We start from the raw sequence: 14,824 nt of genomic DNA, 5'->3' as shown, positions 1-14,824 counted from the left end.
TGAGGTCCATCAAGGCATGATCCAGTTCTCGGCCCCGTCGATTTCCGCGAACGCTGCCCCGGCCAGCGGCACTGCGCCGTCGGCCACGGGCAATGGCGCCGAAACCGCCGATTTCGCTGCGCTTCTGGGCGCATCGGAAGCCCCTGCCGCGGGAGCTGCCATTGACGTCAAGCCTGCCACAACCGAGCTGACCGCCGCGCTCGCCGTTGAGGTCGCTACGACGACCGGCAAAAGCGGCAATGCAACCGGCAAGGAAAGCGGCAAGGAATTGCCGGTTGCCGCAATTGCCGCTGCCGCCGTTTCCGCCCTCAACAAGGATACCAAGCCTACCGCCGACACTGCGGCCGAAGGCAAGGCACCGACCAACGAAGCTCCCGACGAAGAAGCGACGTCAGACCAGGCAGACGTGCCCATCGCGGCTGCCAATCCCGTCCTGCCGCTTGTCGTCCCACCGCTGCCCGGTACTGACACTCCCGTCGAATTCCGGGCAGCGGTTCCCGATACCGCCGCCGGCCGCACCGCTGCCGTCCCTGTCCCCGTCGCGAAGGCTACCGCCGCTACCGCTGCAGCAGCCGAGAACGCCGCAGCAGTCGCCCAGGGCGAGAGCGCCAAGACCCTGCCGGAAGCGGCAGCTCTGGTGGCCAAGGCCATGACCGCCAGCGGCGGCGCACCGGCGCAGGTCCTGCAGGCCAAGCTGGCGCCGATCGTGACCGCCGATGCACCCGAGGCCGGCAAGACTGCAACCGCCCCGGCAGAGCTGAGCCCGGCCGCCGCGCTCATGGCCCGCATCGACACGGCCAAGGCCGCCGCAAACCGCCCCGCTACCGAAGCCGTGGCCCAGGCAGTGCCTGCAGCTACCGAAGCCGTGGCCCTGGCAATACCTGCAGCCCGCCCCGCTACCGAAGCCGTGGCCCAGGCAGTACCCGCGGGCCGTGCCGCCCCCGAAGTAAAGGCCAAGGCAGGGGACAAGGCCGAAGCCGCCACCGATCTAGCCAGCGATACGGCCCTGCCGGCAGCGCGCGCGACCGCGCAGCCCGTCGTGACCATGACTCCGGCGCAAACCGCAAGCGCGCCTGCCGCAGCGACCGCCGCCGCAGCGGCCCCGGTAGCGCACGAACGGCCGCACGATTTCACAACGCTGGTCGACCGCCTATCCGAAGCGCGCGAGGCCGCTTCGCCGCAGGTCGTGCGCACCGCGATCAATCATGCCGAGTTCGGCCAGATCTCGATGCAGTTCCGCCCGGACGACGCGAAGATGAGCGTGACGCTCGCCAATGCCGATCCCGGCTTCACGTCTGCGGTTCATTCCGCCGTCGCCGCAACGCTCGCCGGCAATGCAGCAGGCAATGGCGACCAGCAGCGCAGCGACAGCCAGCAGGCCCAGCAACAGCAGCAGGCGACCACCCAGCAACAATCCGCAGCGTCGGGCAACGGACAGGGCCAGGGGCAAGGCCAGCAGCAGGCTGCCCAGGCCCGCGCCGAGCAGGGCGAACGCAACTTTCACCGTGCGCAGACCGCTTCGGCCAGCGCGCAGCAGGACAGCCGGAAGGCGTCCGACGGGGCCGCCAATGGCCCTCGGCGTAGCGGCATCTACGCCTGACATCTGACTATTCGGGGAACTTTGAGATGAGCAAATCCGGAAAGGAAGAGAAGCCCACCAAGAGCAAGGGCAAACTCGGCATCATCCTTGGCGCCGTGGGCCTGCTGGCTGTCGGCGGCGGCGGCATGTTCGGCCTGGTACAGGCCGGCGTAATCGGCGGCGGCCATCAGGAAGCCAAGCAGGACAACAATCCCAAGCTGATCCGCAAGGGCGAAGTCGATCCCTACGCGCCGGTCGGCGACAAGAAGGAAGAAGGCGCCACCGCTGAAGTCGATGGCGAAGGCGGCGACGAATATCGCACCGCCTACTACACCTTCTCCGAGGAATTCACTTCGAACCTCAAGAACTCGGACGCGATGGTGCAGATGGCCCTGGCCTGCTCCACCCGCCGCGATGGCCGCGTGCTGATGTGGCTGAAGAAGCACGAACTGGCAATCCGCTCGCAGCTACTCACCATCATCGCCGATACGCCTGAAGAGGACGTCTACACGATGGCCGGCAAGGGCCACCTGCAGAAGCGCATGACCGACGCGATCAACAAGGTCCTCACCCAGAAGGAAGGCTTCGGCGGTGTCGATGCCGTCTACTTCCGCAGCTTCATCGTCCAGTGATCCATCGATGACTTCCGCCCGATTCCAAGGAACAGAGCGCATGAAGGCCCGCCACTGCAAGGAACTGCTGGGCACCGGTCCGTCGATCGGCGAACTGGTCCCGGCCCTCTCGCTGATCGGCGAGCGGCTTGCCCGGGCGCTGGCCTCGGGTCTCGCCCGCCTGTCCGGCGGCGATGCCCCGATCGTGCGCGTCGGCATGCCGCTCGACGGCACGCTCGGTTCGATCCAGTCGGAACTGGAAGGCCTTGCCTCGCACACGCTCCTTGCAGTGGGCCCGGAAGCCCGGCCGATGCTGGCCGTGTTCGAAGCCGCGCCCGTCTTCCGCCTTGTCGATCGCGCCTTCGGCGGCCGCGGCGACGTGCCCAACCCGCTGCCCGATACTTTCCCGCTTTCCGCCGAACTGCTGATCGCGCGCATCGAGACGACCGTCGCCGATGCGCTTTCGATCGCTTTCGGCGGTGAAGCCAAGCACGCGGTGCGCACCGTGCGCCGCGAGATCAGCCTGCGTCAGCTCGCGCCCTTCGACCGCAACGAGGAGTTGCTGCTGCTTTCGCTCGAAGTCGAGGAAAACGGTTGCGAGCCCTGGTCGATGCTGCTGGCTTTCCCGCAGGCGACGCTTTCGGCCCTCGTCACCGTCCCGCGCCACCCGCGCAAGGCGCGCATGATGAATGTCGCTCCCGATCCTGCGGCTGAGCCCTTTGCCTCGATGCCACTGCAGGTGAAGGCCGTCCTCGTCGACATGACGATGGGCTTTTCGCGCCTGTCCAGCCTCAAGCCCGGCGACATCCTGCCGGTGGCGGTAGCCCGCAGCGTTCCTCTCAAGGTCGGCGACCAGACCGTCGCCAACGGCACCATCGGTGAACTCGACGATCGCGTCGCGGTTCAGGTTTCCCACGCATTCTGACTACGAAAGACGATCAACCATGAGCATTCATCCCCGCGGTTTCGATTTTCTTCGCGACGTCGACGTCCGGCTCTCGGTCGAACTGGGCCGCACCGAAATGAAGCTGAAGGACATCCTCGCCCTCGGCCCTGAAAGCATCGTCGTGCTCGACCGCATGTCCGACGAGCTGCTCGACGTACTGGTCAACGGCAAGCCGATCGCCAAGGGCGAAGTCATCTCGCACAACGGTCGCTTCGGCCTGCGCATCGTCGAGATGGTCGGCGTGGAGGAAACCGCCGGCGAGAACGCCATTCCGCTGCCCGGCGGCGCGGAGGGCTGACGCTCCATGCTTTGGTACATCCTCAAGCTGATCATCCTGCTGCCCATGATCGGCTTCATCGCCTGGGGCTGCCTCAAGCTGGCGAAGAAGATGCAGGAGAAGGCCGGGATCGGCGGCGGTTCGAAGTCGATCCGCATCGTCGAGACCACCATGCTCTCGCCCACGCTCAAGCTTGCGGTGATCGAATTCCACGGACGCGAGATCCTCGTCTCGGCTTCGCGCGGCGGCCTCACCCGCCTCGCCGAAGCTCCGGCGCGTCCCCGCACTGCGGAAAGCCTGCCCGAATGAAGCGCATCGTTTCCCTGATCGCCGCCCTGCCGGCGCTATTGCTGCCCGCAGTGGCCTTCGCGCAGGTCCAGGCCCAGTCGCTTCCGGCGGCAGCACCGGCATCGGACTCGGCGATCCCCGGCGCGCTCGACCGCGCCTTCGGCTCGCTGGGCGGTACCGAGGGTCCGGGCATGAGCCTTTCGCTCCAGCTGCTCCTGATCATGGGGCTGCTGACGATCCTGCCCAGCCTGATCCTTATGATGACCAGTTTCACCCGCATCCTGGTGGTGCTGGCGATCCTGCGCCAGGCCATGGGCCTGCAGCAGTCGCCGCCCAACCAGGTGCTGATCGGCCTGTCGCTGTTCCTCTCGCTCTTCGTCATGGCGCCCACGCTGGAACGCGTGAACGCCAGCGCCATCGCGCCCTACTCCGCCGGTACGATCAATGCCGAGCAGGCGATCGCCAACGGCGGCAAGGAATTCCACGCCTTCATGATCCGCCAGACGCGTGAGCGCGATCTGACCATGTTCGCCGAGATGGCCAATGCGCCGCGTTTCGCGAAGCCGGCCGACGTGCCCTTCTCGATTCTGCTGCCCGCCTTCGTCACCAGCGAACTGAAGACCGCCTTCCAGATCGGCTTCATGCTGTTTCTGCCGTTCCTCGTGATCGACCTCGTCGTCTCCTCCGTCCTCATGTCGCTGGGCATGATGATGATGAGCCCGATGGTGGTATCGCTGCCTTTCAAGCTGCTGCTCTTCGTCATGGTCGACGGCTGGGCGCTGCTGATGGGCTCGCTGGCCTCCAGCTTCGGGTAACGCAGGCGATGGAAGACATCACCAACCTGCTCAGCCTGGCCGACAAGATGCTTTGGGTGACGGCGCTCGTCGCCGCGCCGGTGCTGATCGCCTCTCTCGTCGTCGGCCTCGCGGTCGGCGTCGTGCAGGCCGCCACCTCGGTCAACGAGCAGACCCTGACCTTCGTCCCCAAGCTGGCCATCACCGCCCTCGTGCTGGTGCTGTTCGGCAGCTCGATGATGACGCTGATCGGCGACTTCACGCAGGAGATATTCGCCCAGATCGCGAACATCTCGCAGGCGGAGCGCGTCCTGCCGTGATGAACCTCGACTTCGGTTTCGGCGCGCTTGAACAGGACTTCTGGCGGCTGCTCTTCGTGATGACCCGCATCGGCGCGGCGCTTGTCGCCGCCCCGCTGTTCGGGACCGCGAGCGTGCCGCCCCAGCTTCGCGTCGTCGCAGCCGGAGCCGTTGCCGTCCTGATCTGCACCTGGACCGACGTTCAGGCTCCCGCAGCCCTGTTCTCGCTGGCAGGATTGGTCTCGGTCGCCGGCGAAGTGCTGGTCGGCCTTTCTCTCGGCTTCATCCTGCAGATCGCATTCGCCGCTCCGGTTCTTGCCGCAGAAATCGTCGGCGGCTCGATGGGCATGAGCATGGCCACTGCGGTCGATCCCAACTCGGGGGCGCAGTCGCCTGCGCTCGGCCAGTACTTCTCGGTGGTCATAACCCTGGTCTTCCTCGCACTGGGCGCCCACCTGCAGTGGTTCTCGCTGGTGATCCAGAGCTACAAGACCTTCCCGCCGGGCCACACCTGGCTCGGTGCCGAGCGTCTGTCCGACATCGCCGGTTTCGCCAGCTACATGTTCGTCACCGCCGTCACCATCGCCCTGCCCGTCAGCCTGATCCTGCTGATCGTGCAGATGGTCACCGGCGTGCTGAGCCGCTCGGCACCTTCGCTCAATCTCTTCGCACTGGGCCTGCCCGCCGGCGTTCTTGCCGGCATTGCCGCCCTGCTGATTTCCGCCCCGGTCCTCACCGACCTCGTCACCCGCATTTCCGCCGATGCCATCGGCGCCACTTCGGACCTGCTGAAGCCATGAGCGAACAGAGCGGCGAAAAGAGCTTTGCGCCAACAGAGAAGCGCAAACGCGACGCAGCCCAGAAGGGCGACGTCCTTCGCTCGCGCGAGCTGGCAACGGCTGGTGCCGTCGCTGTCGGCGCGACATGGATGCTGGCCGCGGGACCGTGGGTTCTGGAGCGCCTGAGCGAGACGCTGCGCGCGGGCTTCATCTGGGACCGCGCCGCGATCGACGATTTCGAGCCGGGCCAGCTGATCGTCTCGGCGGCGATGTCCGCGCTGCCCCCGGTATTCCTGCTGGGCCTTGCGATCATCGCGGTGTCGCTGATCTCGCAGCTCGGCTTCGGCGAAGGGCGCTGGATCGGCGGCAACATGGCACCCAAGGCTTCGCGCATCAATCCGATGTCCGGCCTCAAGCGCATGTTCGGCCCGAACGGCGCGATCGAACTGGCCAAGGGCATCGGCAAGGTCAGCCTGCTGGGCACGATCGCTTATGTCTGGGCCAACGACAACATCGAGACGATCGCCAAGCTCGGCCGCGGCGACCTGTTCGGGCAGCTTTCCTACGCGTGGCATGGCGTGATCGTGCTGCTTTTCTGGCTTGCCGGCGGCCTTTTCGTGATCGCCCTTATCGACGTGCCGGTGCAGATGGTGCGCCGCCTCTCGCGCCTGAAGATGACGCTTCAGGAAATGCGCGACGAAAGCAAGGAAAGCGAAGGCTCGCCCGAGAAGAAGGCGGCGATCAAGAATGCCCAGCGCAAGATCGCCATGGGCGGCCTGATCCCGGCGATGAAGGAAGCGCAGTTCATCATCACCAACCCGACGCACTTCTCGATCGCGCTCACATACGATCCGGAAAAGGCCCATGCCCCGATCGTGCTCGCCAAGGGCCGCGGCGACAAGGCGCTGGCCATGCGCGAACTGGCCGCCGAGTACAAGGTGCCGGTGCTGGAGTATCCCGCACTCGCCCGCTCGGTGTACTACACCACCCGCGAACGCCAGGTGATCCGCGAGGAACACTACGCCGCGGTCGCCTCGATCCTCGCCTTCGTCATGTCGCTCAAGCGCGGCGAGAAGCGCGTGCGCCCCGAAGTCTCGGTGCCGGTCACGCTGCGCTTCGACGCCGACGGCAATCTCGACCCGGCTTCGGTGCACTGATCGTGGCAAACCCGGAAAAAACCGTTTCCAACCCCTTAAGCCCGGCCCCGAATGACCGTCCTAGAGGCATATGGTAGACAGCACATCATCGAGCACATCGGCGACCTCATCGCTGATTTCGGCCATCGGCGGTGGCAGCGGGATCGACTTCGGGGCGCTCGCGGAGAACCTCGCCAAGGCGCAGTTTGCCGCACGCAAGGACCAGCTCGCGGTCAAGTCCGACAAGCTGGACGCCAGGATTTCCGCGGCATCGAACATCAAGTCGATGCTGCTCAACCTCGACACCTCGCTCGGTACGCTGGTGCGCTCGGGCGACCTCGCCCGCACGCCCTCGATCGCCAATGCCTCTGTCGCCACAGCGTCGCTGACCGGCTCGGCGCAGCCCACCGGCACGTTCTCGCTCGAAGTCACCCAGCTTGCTTCGGGCCAGCGCATCGCGTCGCAGGCCTATGGCGCATCCACCGATACGGTGGGCTCGGGCACCCTGAAGCTGCGCTTCGGCACGGTTGCCGGCGGTGCCTTCACCGAAGACACCGGCCATGCCGCGGTCGACATCACGATTGCGGCTGGCGCAACGCTGGCTGACGTTGCCTCCGCGATCAACGGTGCCAACTCCGGTGTGACCGCCTATGTCGCGAATACCGTGAACGGCGCCCAGCTCGTGCTGCGCGGCCCCGAAGGCGCGGCCAACGGCTTCGTGCTGGAGGCAACCGAGGATGCCGCCGACCCCGGCCTTTCGAACCTAGCCTGGAACCCGTCCTCGACCAATGGCCAGCTTCTGGCGACCGCGCAGGACGCCAAGCTGAAGATCGACGGCCTCGACGTCACATCTTCCTCGAACGCGGTCTCCGAAGCCATCCCGGGCGTGAAGCTGATGCTCGGCGCCACCAACGTCGGCGCCCCGACGACCGTGTCTTTCAAGGACCCCACGGACGTCATCCAGTCGGCCATGAGCGACTTCACCAGCGCCCTGAACGAATTGATGGCCGAACTGAACAAGGCGACGTCAATCGGCGGAGACCTGGCCAACGACGGCGGCGCCCGCGCGCTCAAGCGCTCGCTCTCGGAATTGGCCGGCACGACGATCATGCCCGGCGCGACCGGCCTGGCGAAAACGCTCTCCGATCTCGGCCTGAAGACCCAACGCGACGGCACCTTCTCACTCGATGCCGAACGGTTCAAGGCGACGCTGGCGGCCGACCAGGACGGCGTCGTAGCCATGTTCACGAACGGCATCAACGGCGTCTACGCGACGTTCGACGGCATCTACCGCAAGGCGACCAGCATCTCCGATCCGGGCTCGCTCGGCGCGTCGATCTCGCGCATGACGACGCAGCTTTCGGACGTGAAGGAAACCATCTCCGACCTCGCCACCAAGCAGGAAGAACTGCGCGCGCGCATGGTGGCCCGCTTCGCCGGCACCGAGACTCGCATCAGCCAGTCGAAGTCGACCCTTTCCTTCCTCCAGGGCCAGATCGCGATCTGGAACAACTCCAAGAACTAAGAACCGTCATGCTGGCCCACCGATCCCCTCACGAAGCCTACCGCCGCGTCGATTTCGACGCCCGCGTCAAGGGCGCCACGCCGAGCGAACTGGTCCACTTGTGCTACGAGCATCTCGTCAGCGCGCTGGGCACGGCGATCCACGCCAATTCCAACGGCGACAACAGCCTCAAGAGCCGTTCGATGACCCGTGCGCTCACCGCCGTCACTGCATTGCAGCTTGGCGTCTCGGGCGAGAGCGACATGGCTGCGGCGCTCAACCATCTCTACGAGTCGGCACGCCGAACGCTGCTGGACAATGCCGTGAACTTCAATCCGCAAACGATCGACACGCTGCGCACCGATTTCATGGAAATCGGGCAGGCGCTGCAGGCAGGCTGAGCAGGGCAACAGCCGAGATCGCACGGTTTCGGTTGCCCTCACCTTAGCGTTTCTCCTCTGCGGGAAACAACAAGCCCAAATCTCCTCGAAATCGGTGGCATCGTCCCACCCGTGCCCTGCGACTGCGCGTAAACCCCTAAGGGCAAACCGGTGGGGAGACTGCAGTGGAACGCATTTCCAACCTGATCCTGATCGACGGCGACACCCGCCGTCGCGCCACGATCAGCCATGCCCTTTCAACGGCCCAGATCCATGTCGAACCGTTCGAGAACATCTCGGAACTGGGCGCCGCATGGCCCCGCGGGGGCGTTGTCCTCCTGCACGAACAGGCCGGGGCCATTTCCAGCCTGATCGAACAGATGGCAAGGCACGGCGAATGGTTTCCGATCATCGCCTTCAGCGAATTTCCTTCGCCGCCGCGGATCGTCCAGGCCGTACTCGACGGGGCGATCGACTATGTCGGCTGGCCGATCACGGCAGATGAACTGAACGCCTCACTCGACCGCGCGATCCGGCGCACGGATGCCTTCGGCCACGCCAAGCTGCGCGAAGTGATGGCCCGGGCGCGGATCGACCGACTGAGCCGCCGCGAAAGGGAAGTGCTGAGCGGTGTGGCGAGCGGGCTGTCCAACCGGCTGATCGGCGAAAGGCTCTCGATCAGTCCACGCACGGTAGAGATTCACCGTGCCAACATGCTGACCAAGCTTGGCGCCAGCCATACCTCCGACGCCATCCGCATCGCCATAGAGGCAGCCCTGATCAAGTAGGGTACGGCGCCCGATGGCTACCGGTCAGTGGAGGCGCGCGGCGGGCGGGACTTCGATGGTTTCCAGATCCTGCCCGTCGAATTCCAGACGCGCAAGCAACAGGGAAACATGCGCCGCCAGCAGGGCAAGCGCGACGGTCGCGCCTTCGGAAATCATTTCCTCGGACTCATCGTCCATGACGACCGTGGCCAGACAAGAACCGCTGCCGCCGCGCGACAGCATGAAGGCGATATCCGGCCCCAGTATCGCCAGTACGGCGCTTTCCGCTGCGCCGCTGGCCAGCATCGCCTCGATCGCGTTGAGATCGAGTTCGTGTTTCATCCCCAGCGGCGTTCCCTGCAGCAGCAGTCCAGCCTCGCGAATGCGATCGCTTTCCTCAGCTGCGTCGCTGCCGACGCAGTCGTTCAGGAAATCCCGAAGTCTGGCCGTCCAGACTTCCCAATCCATTGTCCGATCAATCACTGTGCCCGACCCGTTTTGCCATCGCCCCGCACCCGCCAGACGACATGAAGGGCCGACTGTCAATCCGCAGATTCCGCGCAACATAAGGCGCCGTCCCACCTTGCTACAGCATGACTGCACAAGGTGAAGCAGCGATTCACGTCTTACGTGGGGTAGGATTGCATCAACGCGCAGCGGCGTTGGCCACGCGGGCGCGCTCCTCGAACCACGGCACCATGCGCTCGATCGCTTCCTCAACCAGCGGCGTGGAGACCGCAAAGCTGAAGCGCATGAAACGATGACCGTCGACCGGGTCGAAATCGATGCCCGGCGCCGTCGCAACACCGGTATCGCGCAGCAATTGCTGGCAGAGGGCCAGGCAATCGTCGGTCAGATGACTGACATCGGCATAGATGTAGAAGGCCCCGTCGGGCGGCGCGATCTTCTGCAGCCCCAGGCGTGGCAGCGCGGCCAGCAGGAGTTCCCGGTTGCGGGCATAGACCTCGACATGACCCTCCAATTCGTCCCGGCAATCGAAGGCAACCAGCCCTGCGTGCTGGGCAAGGACCGAGGGCGTCAGGAACAGGTTCGACATCCGCGCCCGCGCAACCCCGACGAGATCGGGCGGAACGAGCAGCCAGCCCAGCCGCCATCCGGCCATCGAGTAGTACTTGGAGAAGCTGTTCACCACGACGGCGTCCGGCGCGTATTGCAGCATCGACTGCGCGGACTGGGTGTAGCTCAGCCCGTGGTAGATCTCGTCCGAAACGATCCGGATGCCCTTGCGACGGCAGACTTCGGCTATCGCCGCCAGTTCGCCGGGCGCAATGATCGTGCCGGTTGGATTGGCCGGGCTGGCAACGATCAGACCGTCCGGCACCGGGTCCAGTGCATCGAGCGCGGCTGCCGTGATCTGGTAGCGCTCGGCCGGGCCGCAGGCGACTTCGACCGGCTCGAGATAGAGCGTCTTCAGGGTATTGCGGTAGGCCACGTACCCCGGCCGGGCGAGCGCGACACGCGCGCCCGGCTCGAACAGGCTGGTGAGCGCGAGAACGAAGGCAGGGGAAGCCCCGCAGGTCAGGATCACCTGCTCCCGGTCGACCTTGACATCATAGGCATCGTCGTAATGGCGGGCGATGCGATCGAGCAGGGCGATGTTCTCCCAGTACCCGCCAGGCTCGCTGTCCAGCACCTCGTGTGCCTTGGCGATGGCCGCGGCCGGCGCGCCGGTGGAAGGCTGGCCATATTCCATGTGGATGACATCGCGGCCGCCTTCGGCAAGCTCGTAGGCAAGGCGGCCGATCGCCATGGCGTGGAAGGGTTCGACTTTTGCAACCATGTGCGGTTGCTAGGCTTGCTGCCCCGCTTGCACAAGCGCGAGCCCAAAAACCTTGGTTCGGTGCCCTACGATATACTTCGATGGTAGTACCATCCTACCTTCTCAGATCCGATAAATTGCTGGATTTCAGAGATAAGTTGAAACGGCGTCACTCATACAAGTTAGTCAGAGCACGAAGCGGCGTTTCGCATCATGTTGATGGCGGGCAAGCGGAGGTTACGGCGAACCGGCCGCTTGCCGCTTGATTGACGGGGCCATGATGATCTTACGCTTTCTACGCGACCGAACGGCCGGATCGGCGGCCGAGTACGCCCTGCTGCTGGCGATGGCCGGCGGCGGCATCGCGATCGCAGCACTGGCGCTGAGCGGGTCCATCAACCTTGCCATGGCCGATGGCGCCAGTTCGGTAGCCAACGGCGGCAGTACTTCCGGGGGCAGCGGATCTTCGGGCGGTTCGGGCGCAAGCTCGACCGGCGGTAGTTCATCGGGCGGCACGTCCTCGGGAGGTTCGAGCGGGAGCAGCTCCAGCAGCGGTTCATCCGGCGGATCGAATGGTGGCAGCAGTTCGGGGGGAAGCAGCTCGGGCGGCTCCAGCTCTTCCAGCGGAGGCACGACGACCGGAGGTTCGACCAGCACTGGAGGATCGACCTCCGGCAACACCACGACGTCCAGCAGCAGCACCACATCCGGAGGCACGACCGGAGGCGGGACCAGCACGGGTGGTGGCACCGGCAGTTCCTCGGGCAGCAGCACTTCCGGCGGGGTTACCCTGCCGCCGGGATGCAAGAACGGCAACGGCAAGAAAGACTGTCCGACGACCTGACGCCCCCGTACGCTTCGTCCTGACGCGCGGGCTCAGTGCCGCTCGATGGTAATGTGCCGCAGTTCGTGCACCGGTTGCAGGCGACGGCGCAATTCCGCGGTATCGACCCGCTCCTCTTGCACGGAAACGCCGAGGATGGCGGCATGGGCGTCGGGCCCGACGCGCCAGACATGCAGGTCGCAGATCACCGCATCTCCCGGAGCTTCCACCAGTTCGCGCACTTCCGCCGCCACATGATCGTCGGTGCGGTCGAGCAGGACGAAAGCGGTGTCGCGCATGAGCGTCCACGACCAGCGGGCAATCACCAGCGCTCCGACGAGGCCCATGACCGGATCGAGCCAGACCCAGCCGAGATAGCGCCCGGACAGCAAGGCCGCGATGGCCAGCACCGAAGTCAGAGCATCGGCAAGGACATGCATGTAGGCGGAGCGCAGGTTGTTGTCCCCGTGTCCGTGACCATGGTGATGCCCGTGGCCGTGATGATGGCCGTGGTCGTGGCCGTGGTCGTGCCCGTGGTGGTGATGGCCCGAAAGCAGCACGGCGCTGACGATGTTCACGGCCAGACCGATCACCGCGATCACGGTCGCCTCACCGAAGGCAACGCGCACCGGGCTGAGCAGGCGCATGAAGGATTCGAAACCGATACCCAGCGCAAAGATCGCCAGCACCAGCGCCGATGCGAACCCGGCCAGATCCCCGACCTTGCCCGTCCCGAAGCTGAAAGCCGGATTGCGCTTGTGGCGGCGGGCGTAGGAATAGGCCATCGCCGCGACACTGAGCGCGCCCGCGTGGGTCGCCATGTGGAAGCCGTCGGCCAGCAGGGCCATCGATCCGGTCAGGTATCCGGCAACGATCTCGCCCACCATCATGACGGCGGTCAGTGCCACGACCCACAGCGTGCGCCGCGCATTGGCATCGTGCGACGCGCCGAGGAAGTCGTGATCGTGAATGAAGCGGTCTATTTCCGGCTGGCTCGCCATGTTCGGCAGTCTTTCTATTTCGCGTAGCGCCGGATCGCCGCGAGCAGGGCTTCGGCCCCGGCTTCGCGCTCGTCCTGCGAGAGTTCGGGAGCGGCGACATGCTCGTTCACGTGCGCCTCGATCAGTTCGTCGATGAGACCGTTCAGCGCGCCGCGCACCGCGGCGGCCAGATGCAGGGTCTTGGTGCAGTCCTCGCCGCCGACCAGCGCGCGCTCCACGGCCTGAAGCTGGCCGATGAGGCGGCGCACACGCATGACAAGGGCGTCGTTGTTGCCGGAGAGATGTCCCATAGGGTACCCCCCTACCCTATAGAATGGCGATTCGGCAAGGTCGCCCAATACGCGACGGAGCAAGGGGCAAGTCGACAGGCGCGCATGGCTTGGGCATTATGCCGCCATCTAGGGGTCGATGCAGGAACCGCCGTGGCTCGGCGGCGTAGCGGCTCGCCATACGAACTGGGGTCATCGATGCCGCAATTGTCCGACCTGGACCACCACCTTCCCGCACCCCTGGCCGAGGCCGTTGCGCCAGTGGCGCGCCTTGCGCAGTTCAAGGCCGGGCAGACCGTCATGGGCCACCAGGACGAGACTTCCGACGTTTTCGTCATCCTCGAAGGCACGCTGCGGATCGAACTGCTTTCGCAGAACGGCCGCGAGATCACGCTCAGCGATGCCGGCCCCGGTGCGCTTGTCGGGGAGTTCGCCGCGCTCGACGACCAGCCGCGCTCGGCAACGGTCATGGCCACCACCAAGGCCAGCCTGGCGCGCATTCCCGGCGCGGCCTTTCGCGAAGCGGCGCTCACCCATCCGGAATCGGCGGAGTGGCTGACCCGGCGCCTGGTGCGGATACTGCGTCAGCTCAACGAACGGATCTTCGAACTCAATGCCCTCGCCGTACGCAGTCGCCTCCACTGCGAACTGCTGCGTTTCTGCCTCGATACGGGTTTCGAGGGCAACGAGGCGACGATCACGCCCTCGCCCACCCACGCCGAACTGGCCAACCGCATCGGCACCCACCGCGAGGCCGTGACGCGCGAACTGCGCTACCTTGCCGAACAGGGCATCACGTCCAGTACCGGGCGCAAGCTGATCGTCTGCGACATTGCCCGCCTGGCGGAAATCGTGCGCGCCGCGGCCGGGGACGTCGAACTGATCCAGCGGGCCAACCAGGCGGGCATCGGCCGCGGCACGGCCTGACTTTCCACCCTGAAAGCCATCCAATCGGGGCTTTGTGGTAAAAGTCACATCAGCCCTGTGACCTAGGTCACGGCGCCCGGCCCCCAATCAGGGTTAACAGGTTCTTGTCCGGAGCGTGCGACCCCGCTTTCGGATGCGACCGGAAGCCAGTGGGAGGCTTGCATGCGACCTTCGGTCTCCCCCTTCCATCCGGAATCACTCGCAGACTAAGGCGGCAGCCGGGCCCGCATACCTCGAGCCAATCCCTAACACGGCTGCCGCCACTTTTCCCGTCCATGAAGATATCAAGAGATGGCCCTTCCCGACGATGCCGGTAGGGGTGCCGACAAGATCGAGAAGGGCCGGTAGACCCGCCACTACGGGTCTATGCGATCGGAGGCGATCGCAAGGCGTTCCTCCCTGAAAGCCTGTGCCGGAGCGACCTGAGTGCGGAACATGTCGCTCCGGCGGAGCCTCCCCTTTCAGGGCGACCCCCAGGATTCACCTGTCAACTCGTGCCTCGACAGGTGGTACCCAACAGCTCTTGTTCTTGTCCGAAACCCGAAGTGTCTGCGGTCGCTGCGCAAACAGCCAGCCGAAGAAATCGTGCCGCGCATCGCCGCTGGCCCATGCACTGCGCCGGGCGAGCGCGGCCAAGGCGCTGCCTCTTGTCAACCGATCGGTT

Annotated in this window: 18 protein-coding genes; 13 read left to right on the top strand and 5 right to left on the bottom strand. The window is 65.5% G+C overall.

Features of this window, described 5'->3' with window-relative positions; genetic code table 11:
• The first annotated feature begins 16 nt into the window (after positions 1 to 16).
• The 12 genes from SPHV1_RS07835 (at position 17) to SPHV1_RS07780 (ending at position 9,381) form a co-directional block, all read left to right on the top strand.
• The gene (locus SPHV1_RS07835; RefSeq protein ID WP_231634579.1) at positions 17 to 1,600 is read left to right on the top strand and encodes a hypothetical protein; all 1,584 of its coding nucleotides are present in this window, start codon (positions 17 to 19) and stop codon (positions 1,598 to 1,600) included.
• A 26-nt stretch (positions 1,601 to 1,626) separates the two neighbouring features.
• Entirely contained in the window at positions 1,627 to 2,211 is a 585-nt protein-coding gene (locus SPHV1_RS07830) for a flagellar basal body-associated FliL family protein (RefSeq protein WP_054945477.1), read from the top strand.
• Positions 2,212 to 2,251: 40 nt separating this feature from the next.
• Positions 2,252 to 3,115: a FliM/FliN family flagellar motor switch protein gene (locus SPHV1_RS07825; RefSeq protein ID WP_054945476.1), complete on the top strand. Its 864-nt coding sequence runs from the start codon at positions 2,252 to 2,254 to the stop codon at positions 3,113 to 3,115.
• A 19-nt stretch (positions 3,116 to 3,134) separates the two neighbouring features.
• A complete protein-coding gene (gene fliN, locus SPHV1_RS07820; protein ID WP_054945475.1) occupies positions 3,135 to 3,434 on the top strand; it encodes a flagellar motor switch protein FliN in 300 nt (99 codons plus the stop codon).
• Between the two features lie 6 nt (positions 3,435 to 3,440).
• Entirely contained in the window at positions 3,441 to 3,722 is a 282-nt protein-coding gene (locus tag SPHV1_RS07815; RefSeq protein WP_054945474.1) for a flagellar biosynthetic protein FliO, read from the top strand.
• Entirely contained in the window at positions 3,719 to 4,516 is a 798-nt protein-coding gene (fliP, locus tag SPHV1_RS07810; RefSeq protein WP_054945473.1) for a flagellar type III secretion system pore protein FliP, read from the top strand. The genes SPHV1_RS07815 and fliP overlap by 4 nt, the downstream gene beginning before the upstream one ends.
• Positions 4,517 to 4,524: 8 nt before the next feature.
• A complete protein-coding gene (locus SPHV1_RS07805) occupies positions 4,525 to 4,815 on the top strand; it encodes a flagellar biosynthetic protein FliQ (protein ID WP_054945472.1) in 291 nt (96 codons plus the stop codon).
• Entirely contained in the window at positions 4,815 to 5,594 is a 780-nt protein-coding gene (gene fliR / locus SPHV1_RS07800; protein ID WP_197277683.1) for a flagellar biosynthetic protein FliR, read from the top strand. Before SPHV1_RS07805 ends, fliR begins: the two co-directional genes overlap by 1 nt.
• Positions 5,591 to 6,730 carry a flagellar biosynthesis protein FlhB gene (locus SPHV1_RS07795; RefSeq protein ID WP_054945470.1) on the top strand — a complete coding sequence of 380 codons (1,140 nt, stop codon included), beginning with the start codon at positions 5,591 to 5,593 and terminating at the stop codon, positions 6,728 to 6,730. Before fliR ends, SPHV1_RS07795 begins: the two co-directional genes overlap by 4 nt.
• A 70-nt stretch (positions 6,731 to 6,800) precedes the next feature.
• Positions 6,801 to 8,234, top strand: a complete 1,434-nt coding sequence (fliD, locus tag SPHV1_RS07790) for a flagellar filament capping protein FliD (RefSeq protein ID WP_054945469.1) — start codon at positions 6,801 to 6,803, stop codon at positions 8,232 to 8,234.
• An 8-nt stretch (positions 8,235 to 8,242) separates the two neighbouring features.
• Positions 8,243 to 8,614, top strand: coding sequence for a flagellar export chaperone FliS (gene fliS, locus SPHV1_RS07785; RefSeq protein WP_054945468.1), 372 nt, complete (start codon positions 8,243 to 8,245; stop codon positions 8,612 to 8,614).
• A 164-nt stretch (positions 8,615 to 8,778) separates the two neighbouring features.
• A complete protein-coding gene (locus SPHV1_RS07780; protein WP_054945467.1) occupies positions 8,779 to 9,381 on the top strand; it encodes a response regulator transcription factor in 603 nt (200 codons plus the stop codon).
• Positions 9,382 to 9,405: 24 nt separating this feature from the next.
• On the opposite strand, the gene SPHV1_RS07775 is transcribed toward SPHV1_RS07780, so the two are convergent.
• The 5 genes from SPHV1_RS07775 to SPHV1_RS07755 form a co-directional block, all read right to left on the bottom strand.
• Positions 9,406 to 9,828: a hypothetical protein gene (locus SPHV1_RS07775; protein WP_054945466.1), complete on the bottom strand. Its 423-nt coding sequence runs from the start codon at positions 9,826 to 9,828 to the stop codon at positions 9,406 to 9,408.
• A gap of 178 nt (positions 9,829 to 10,006) precedes the next feature.
• Positions 10,007 to 11,161, bottom strand: a complete 1,155-nt coding sequence (locus SPHV1_RS07770; RefSeq protein WP_054945465.1) for an aminotransferase class I/II-fold pyridoxal phosphate-dependent enzyme — start codon at positions 11,159 to 11,161, stop codon at positions 10,007 to 10,009.
• A 216-nt stretch (positions 11,162 to 11,377) separates the two neighbouring features.
• A complete protein-coding gene (locus SPHV1_RS07765; protein ID WP_156367284.1) occupies positions 11,378 to 11,962 on the bottom strand; it encodes a hypothetical protein in 585 nt (194 codons plus the stop codon).
• A 54-nt stretch (positions 11,963 to 12,016) separates the two neighbouring features.
• Positions 12,017 to 12,964, bottom strand: a complete 948-nt coding sequence (gene dmeF / locus SPHV1_RS07760; RefSeq protein WP_054945463.1) for a CDF family Co(II)/Ni(II) efflux transporter DmeF — start codon at positions 12,962 to 12,964, stop codon at positions 12,017 to 12,019.
• Positions 12,965 to 12,978: 14 nt separating this feature from the next.
• Positions 12,979 to 13,254, bottom strand: a complete 276-nt coding sequence (locus SPHV1_RS07755; protein WP_054945462.1) for a metal/formaldehyde-sensitive transcriptional repressor — start codon at positions 13,252 to 13,254, stop codon at positions 12,979 to 12,981.
• 177 nt (positions 13,255 to 13,431) lie between these two features.
• Between SPHV1_RS07755 and SPHV1_RS07750 the strand changes: the two genes are divergently transcribed.
• Positions 13,432 to 14,160 (top strand): Crp/Fnr family transcriptional regulator, encoded by a 729-nt coding sequence (locus tag SPHV1_RS07750; protein WP_054945461.1) that lies wholly within the window; start codon positions 13,432 to 13,434, stop codon positions 14,158 to 14,160.
• Positions 14,161 to 14,824 lie beyond the last annotated feature (664 nt).

It is taken from the genome of Novosphingobium sp. KN65.2 (genome assembly GCF_001368935.1).
GTDB lineage: Bacteria > Pseudomonadota > Alphaproteobacteria > Sphingomonadales > Sphingomonadaceae > Novosphingobium > Novosphingobium mathurense.
This window is presented reverse-complemented; position numbering and strand designations above follow the sequence as displayed.

Coding starts and splice junctions, on each gene's coding strand:
- fliD (WP_054945469.1), top strand. CDS start 6,801: ATGGTAGACAGCACATCATCGAGCACATCGGCGACCTCATCGCTGATT.
- SPHV1_RS07830 (WP_054945477.1), top strand. CDS start 1,627: ATGAGCAAATCCGGAAAGGAAGAGAAGCCCACCAAGAGCAAGGGCAAA.
- SPHV1_RS07805 (WP_054945472.1), top strand. CDS start 4,525: ATGGAAGACATCACCAACCTGCTCAGCCTGGCCGACAAGATGCTTTGG.
- SPHV1_RS07775 (WP_054945466.1), bottom strand. CDS start 9,828: ATGGATTGGGAAGTCTGGACGGCCAGACTTCGGGATTTCCTGAACGAC.
- SPHV1_RS07835 (WP_231634579.1), top strand. CDS start 17: ATGATCCAGTTCTCGGCCCCGTCGATTTCCGCGAACGCTGCCCCGGCC.
- SPHV1_RS07755 (WP_054945462.1), bottom strand. CDS start 13,254: ATGGGACATCTCTCCGGCAACAACGACGCCCTTGTCATGCGTGTGCGC.
- fliR (WP_197277683.1), top strand. CDS start 4,815: ATGAACCTCGACTTCGGTTTCGGCGCGCTTGAACAGGACTTCTGGCGG.
- SPHV1_RS07750 (WP_054945461.1), top strand. CDS start 13,432: ATGCCGCAATTGTCCGACCTGGACCACCACCTTCCCGCACCCCTGGCC.
- dmeF (WP_054945463.1), bottom strand. CDS start 12,964: ATGGCGAGCCAGCCGGAAATAGACCGCTTCATTCACGATCACGACTTC.
- SPHV1_RS07825 (WP_054945476.1), top strand. CDS start 2,252: ATGAAGGCCCGCCACTGCAAGGAACTGCTGGGCACCGGTCCGTCGATC.
- SPHV1_RS07795 (WP_054945470.1), top strand. CDS start 5,591: ATGAGCGAACAGAGCGGCGAAAAGAGCTTTGCGCCAACAGAGAAGCGC.
- SPHV1_RS07770 (WP_054945465.1), bottom strand. CDS start 11,161: ATGGTTGCAAAAGTCGAACCCTTCCACGCCATGGCGATCGGCCGCCTT.
- fliP (WP_054945473.1), top strand. CDS start 3,719: ATGAAGCGCATCGTTTCCCTGATCGCCGCCCTGCCGGCGCTATTGCTG.
- fliS (WP_054945468.1), top strand. CDS start 8,243: ATGCTGGCCCACCGATCCCCTCACGAAGCCTACCGCCGCGTCGATTTC.
- fliN (WP_054945475.1), top strand. CDS start 3,135: ATGAGCATTCATCCCCGCGGTTTCGATTTTCTTCGCGACGTCGACGTC.
- SPHV1_RS07815 (WP_054945474.1), top strand. CDS start 3,441: ATGCTTTGGTACATCCTCAAGCTGATCATCCTGCTGCCCATGATCGGC.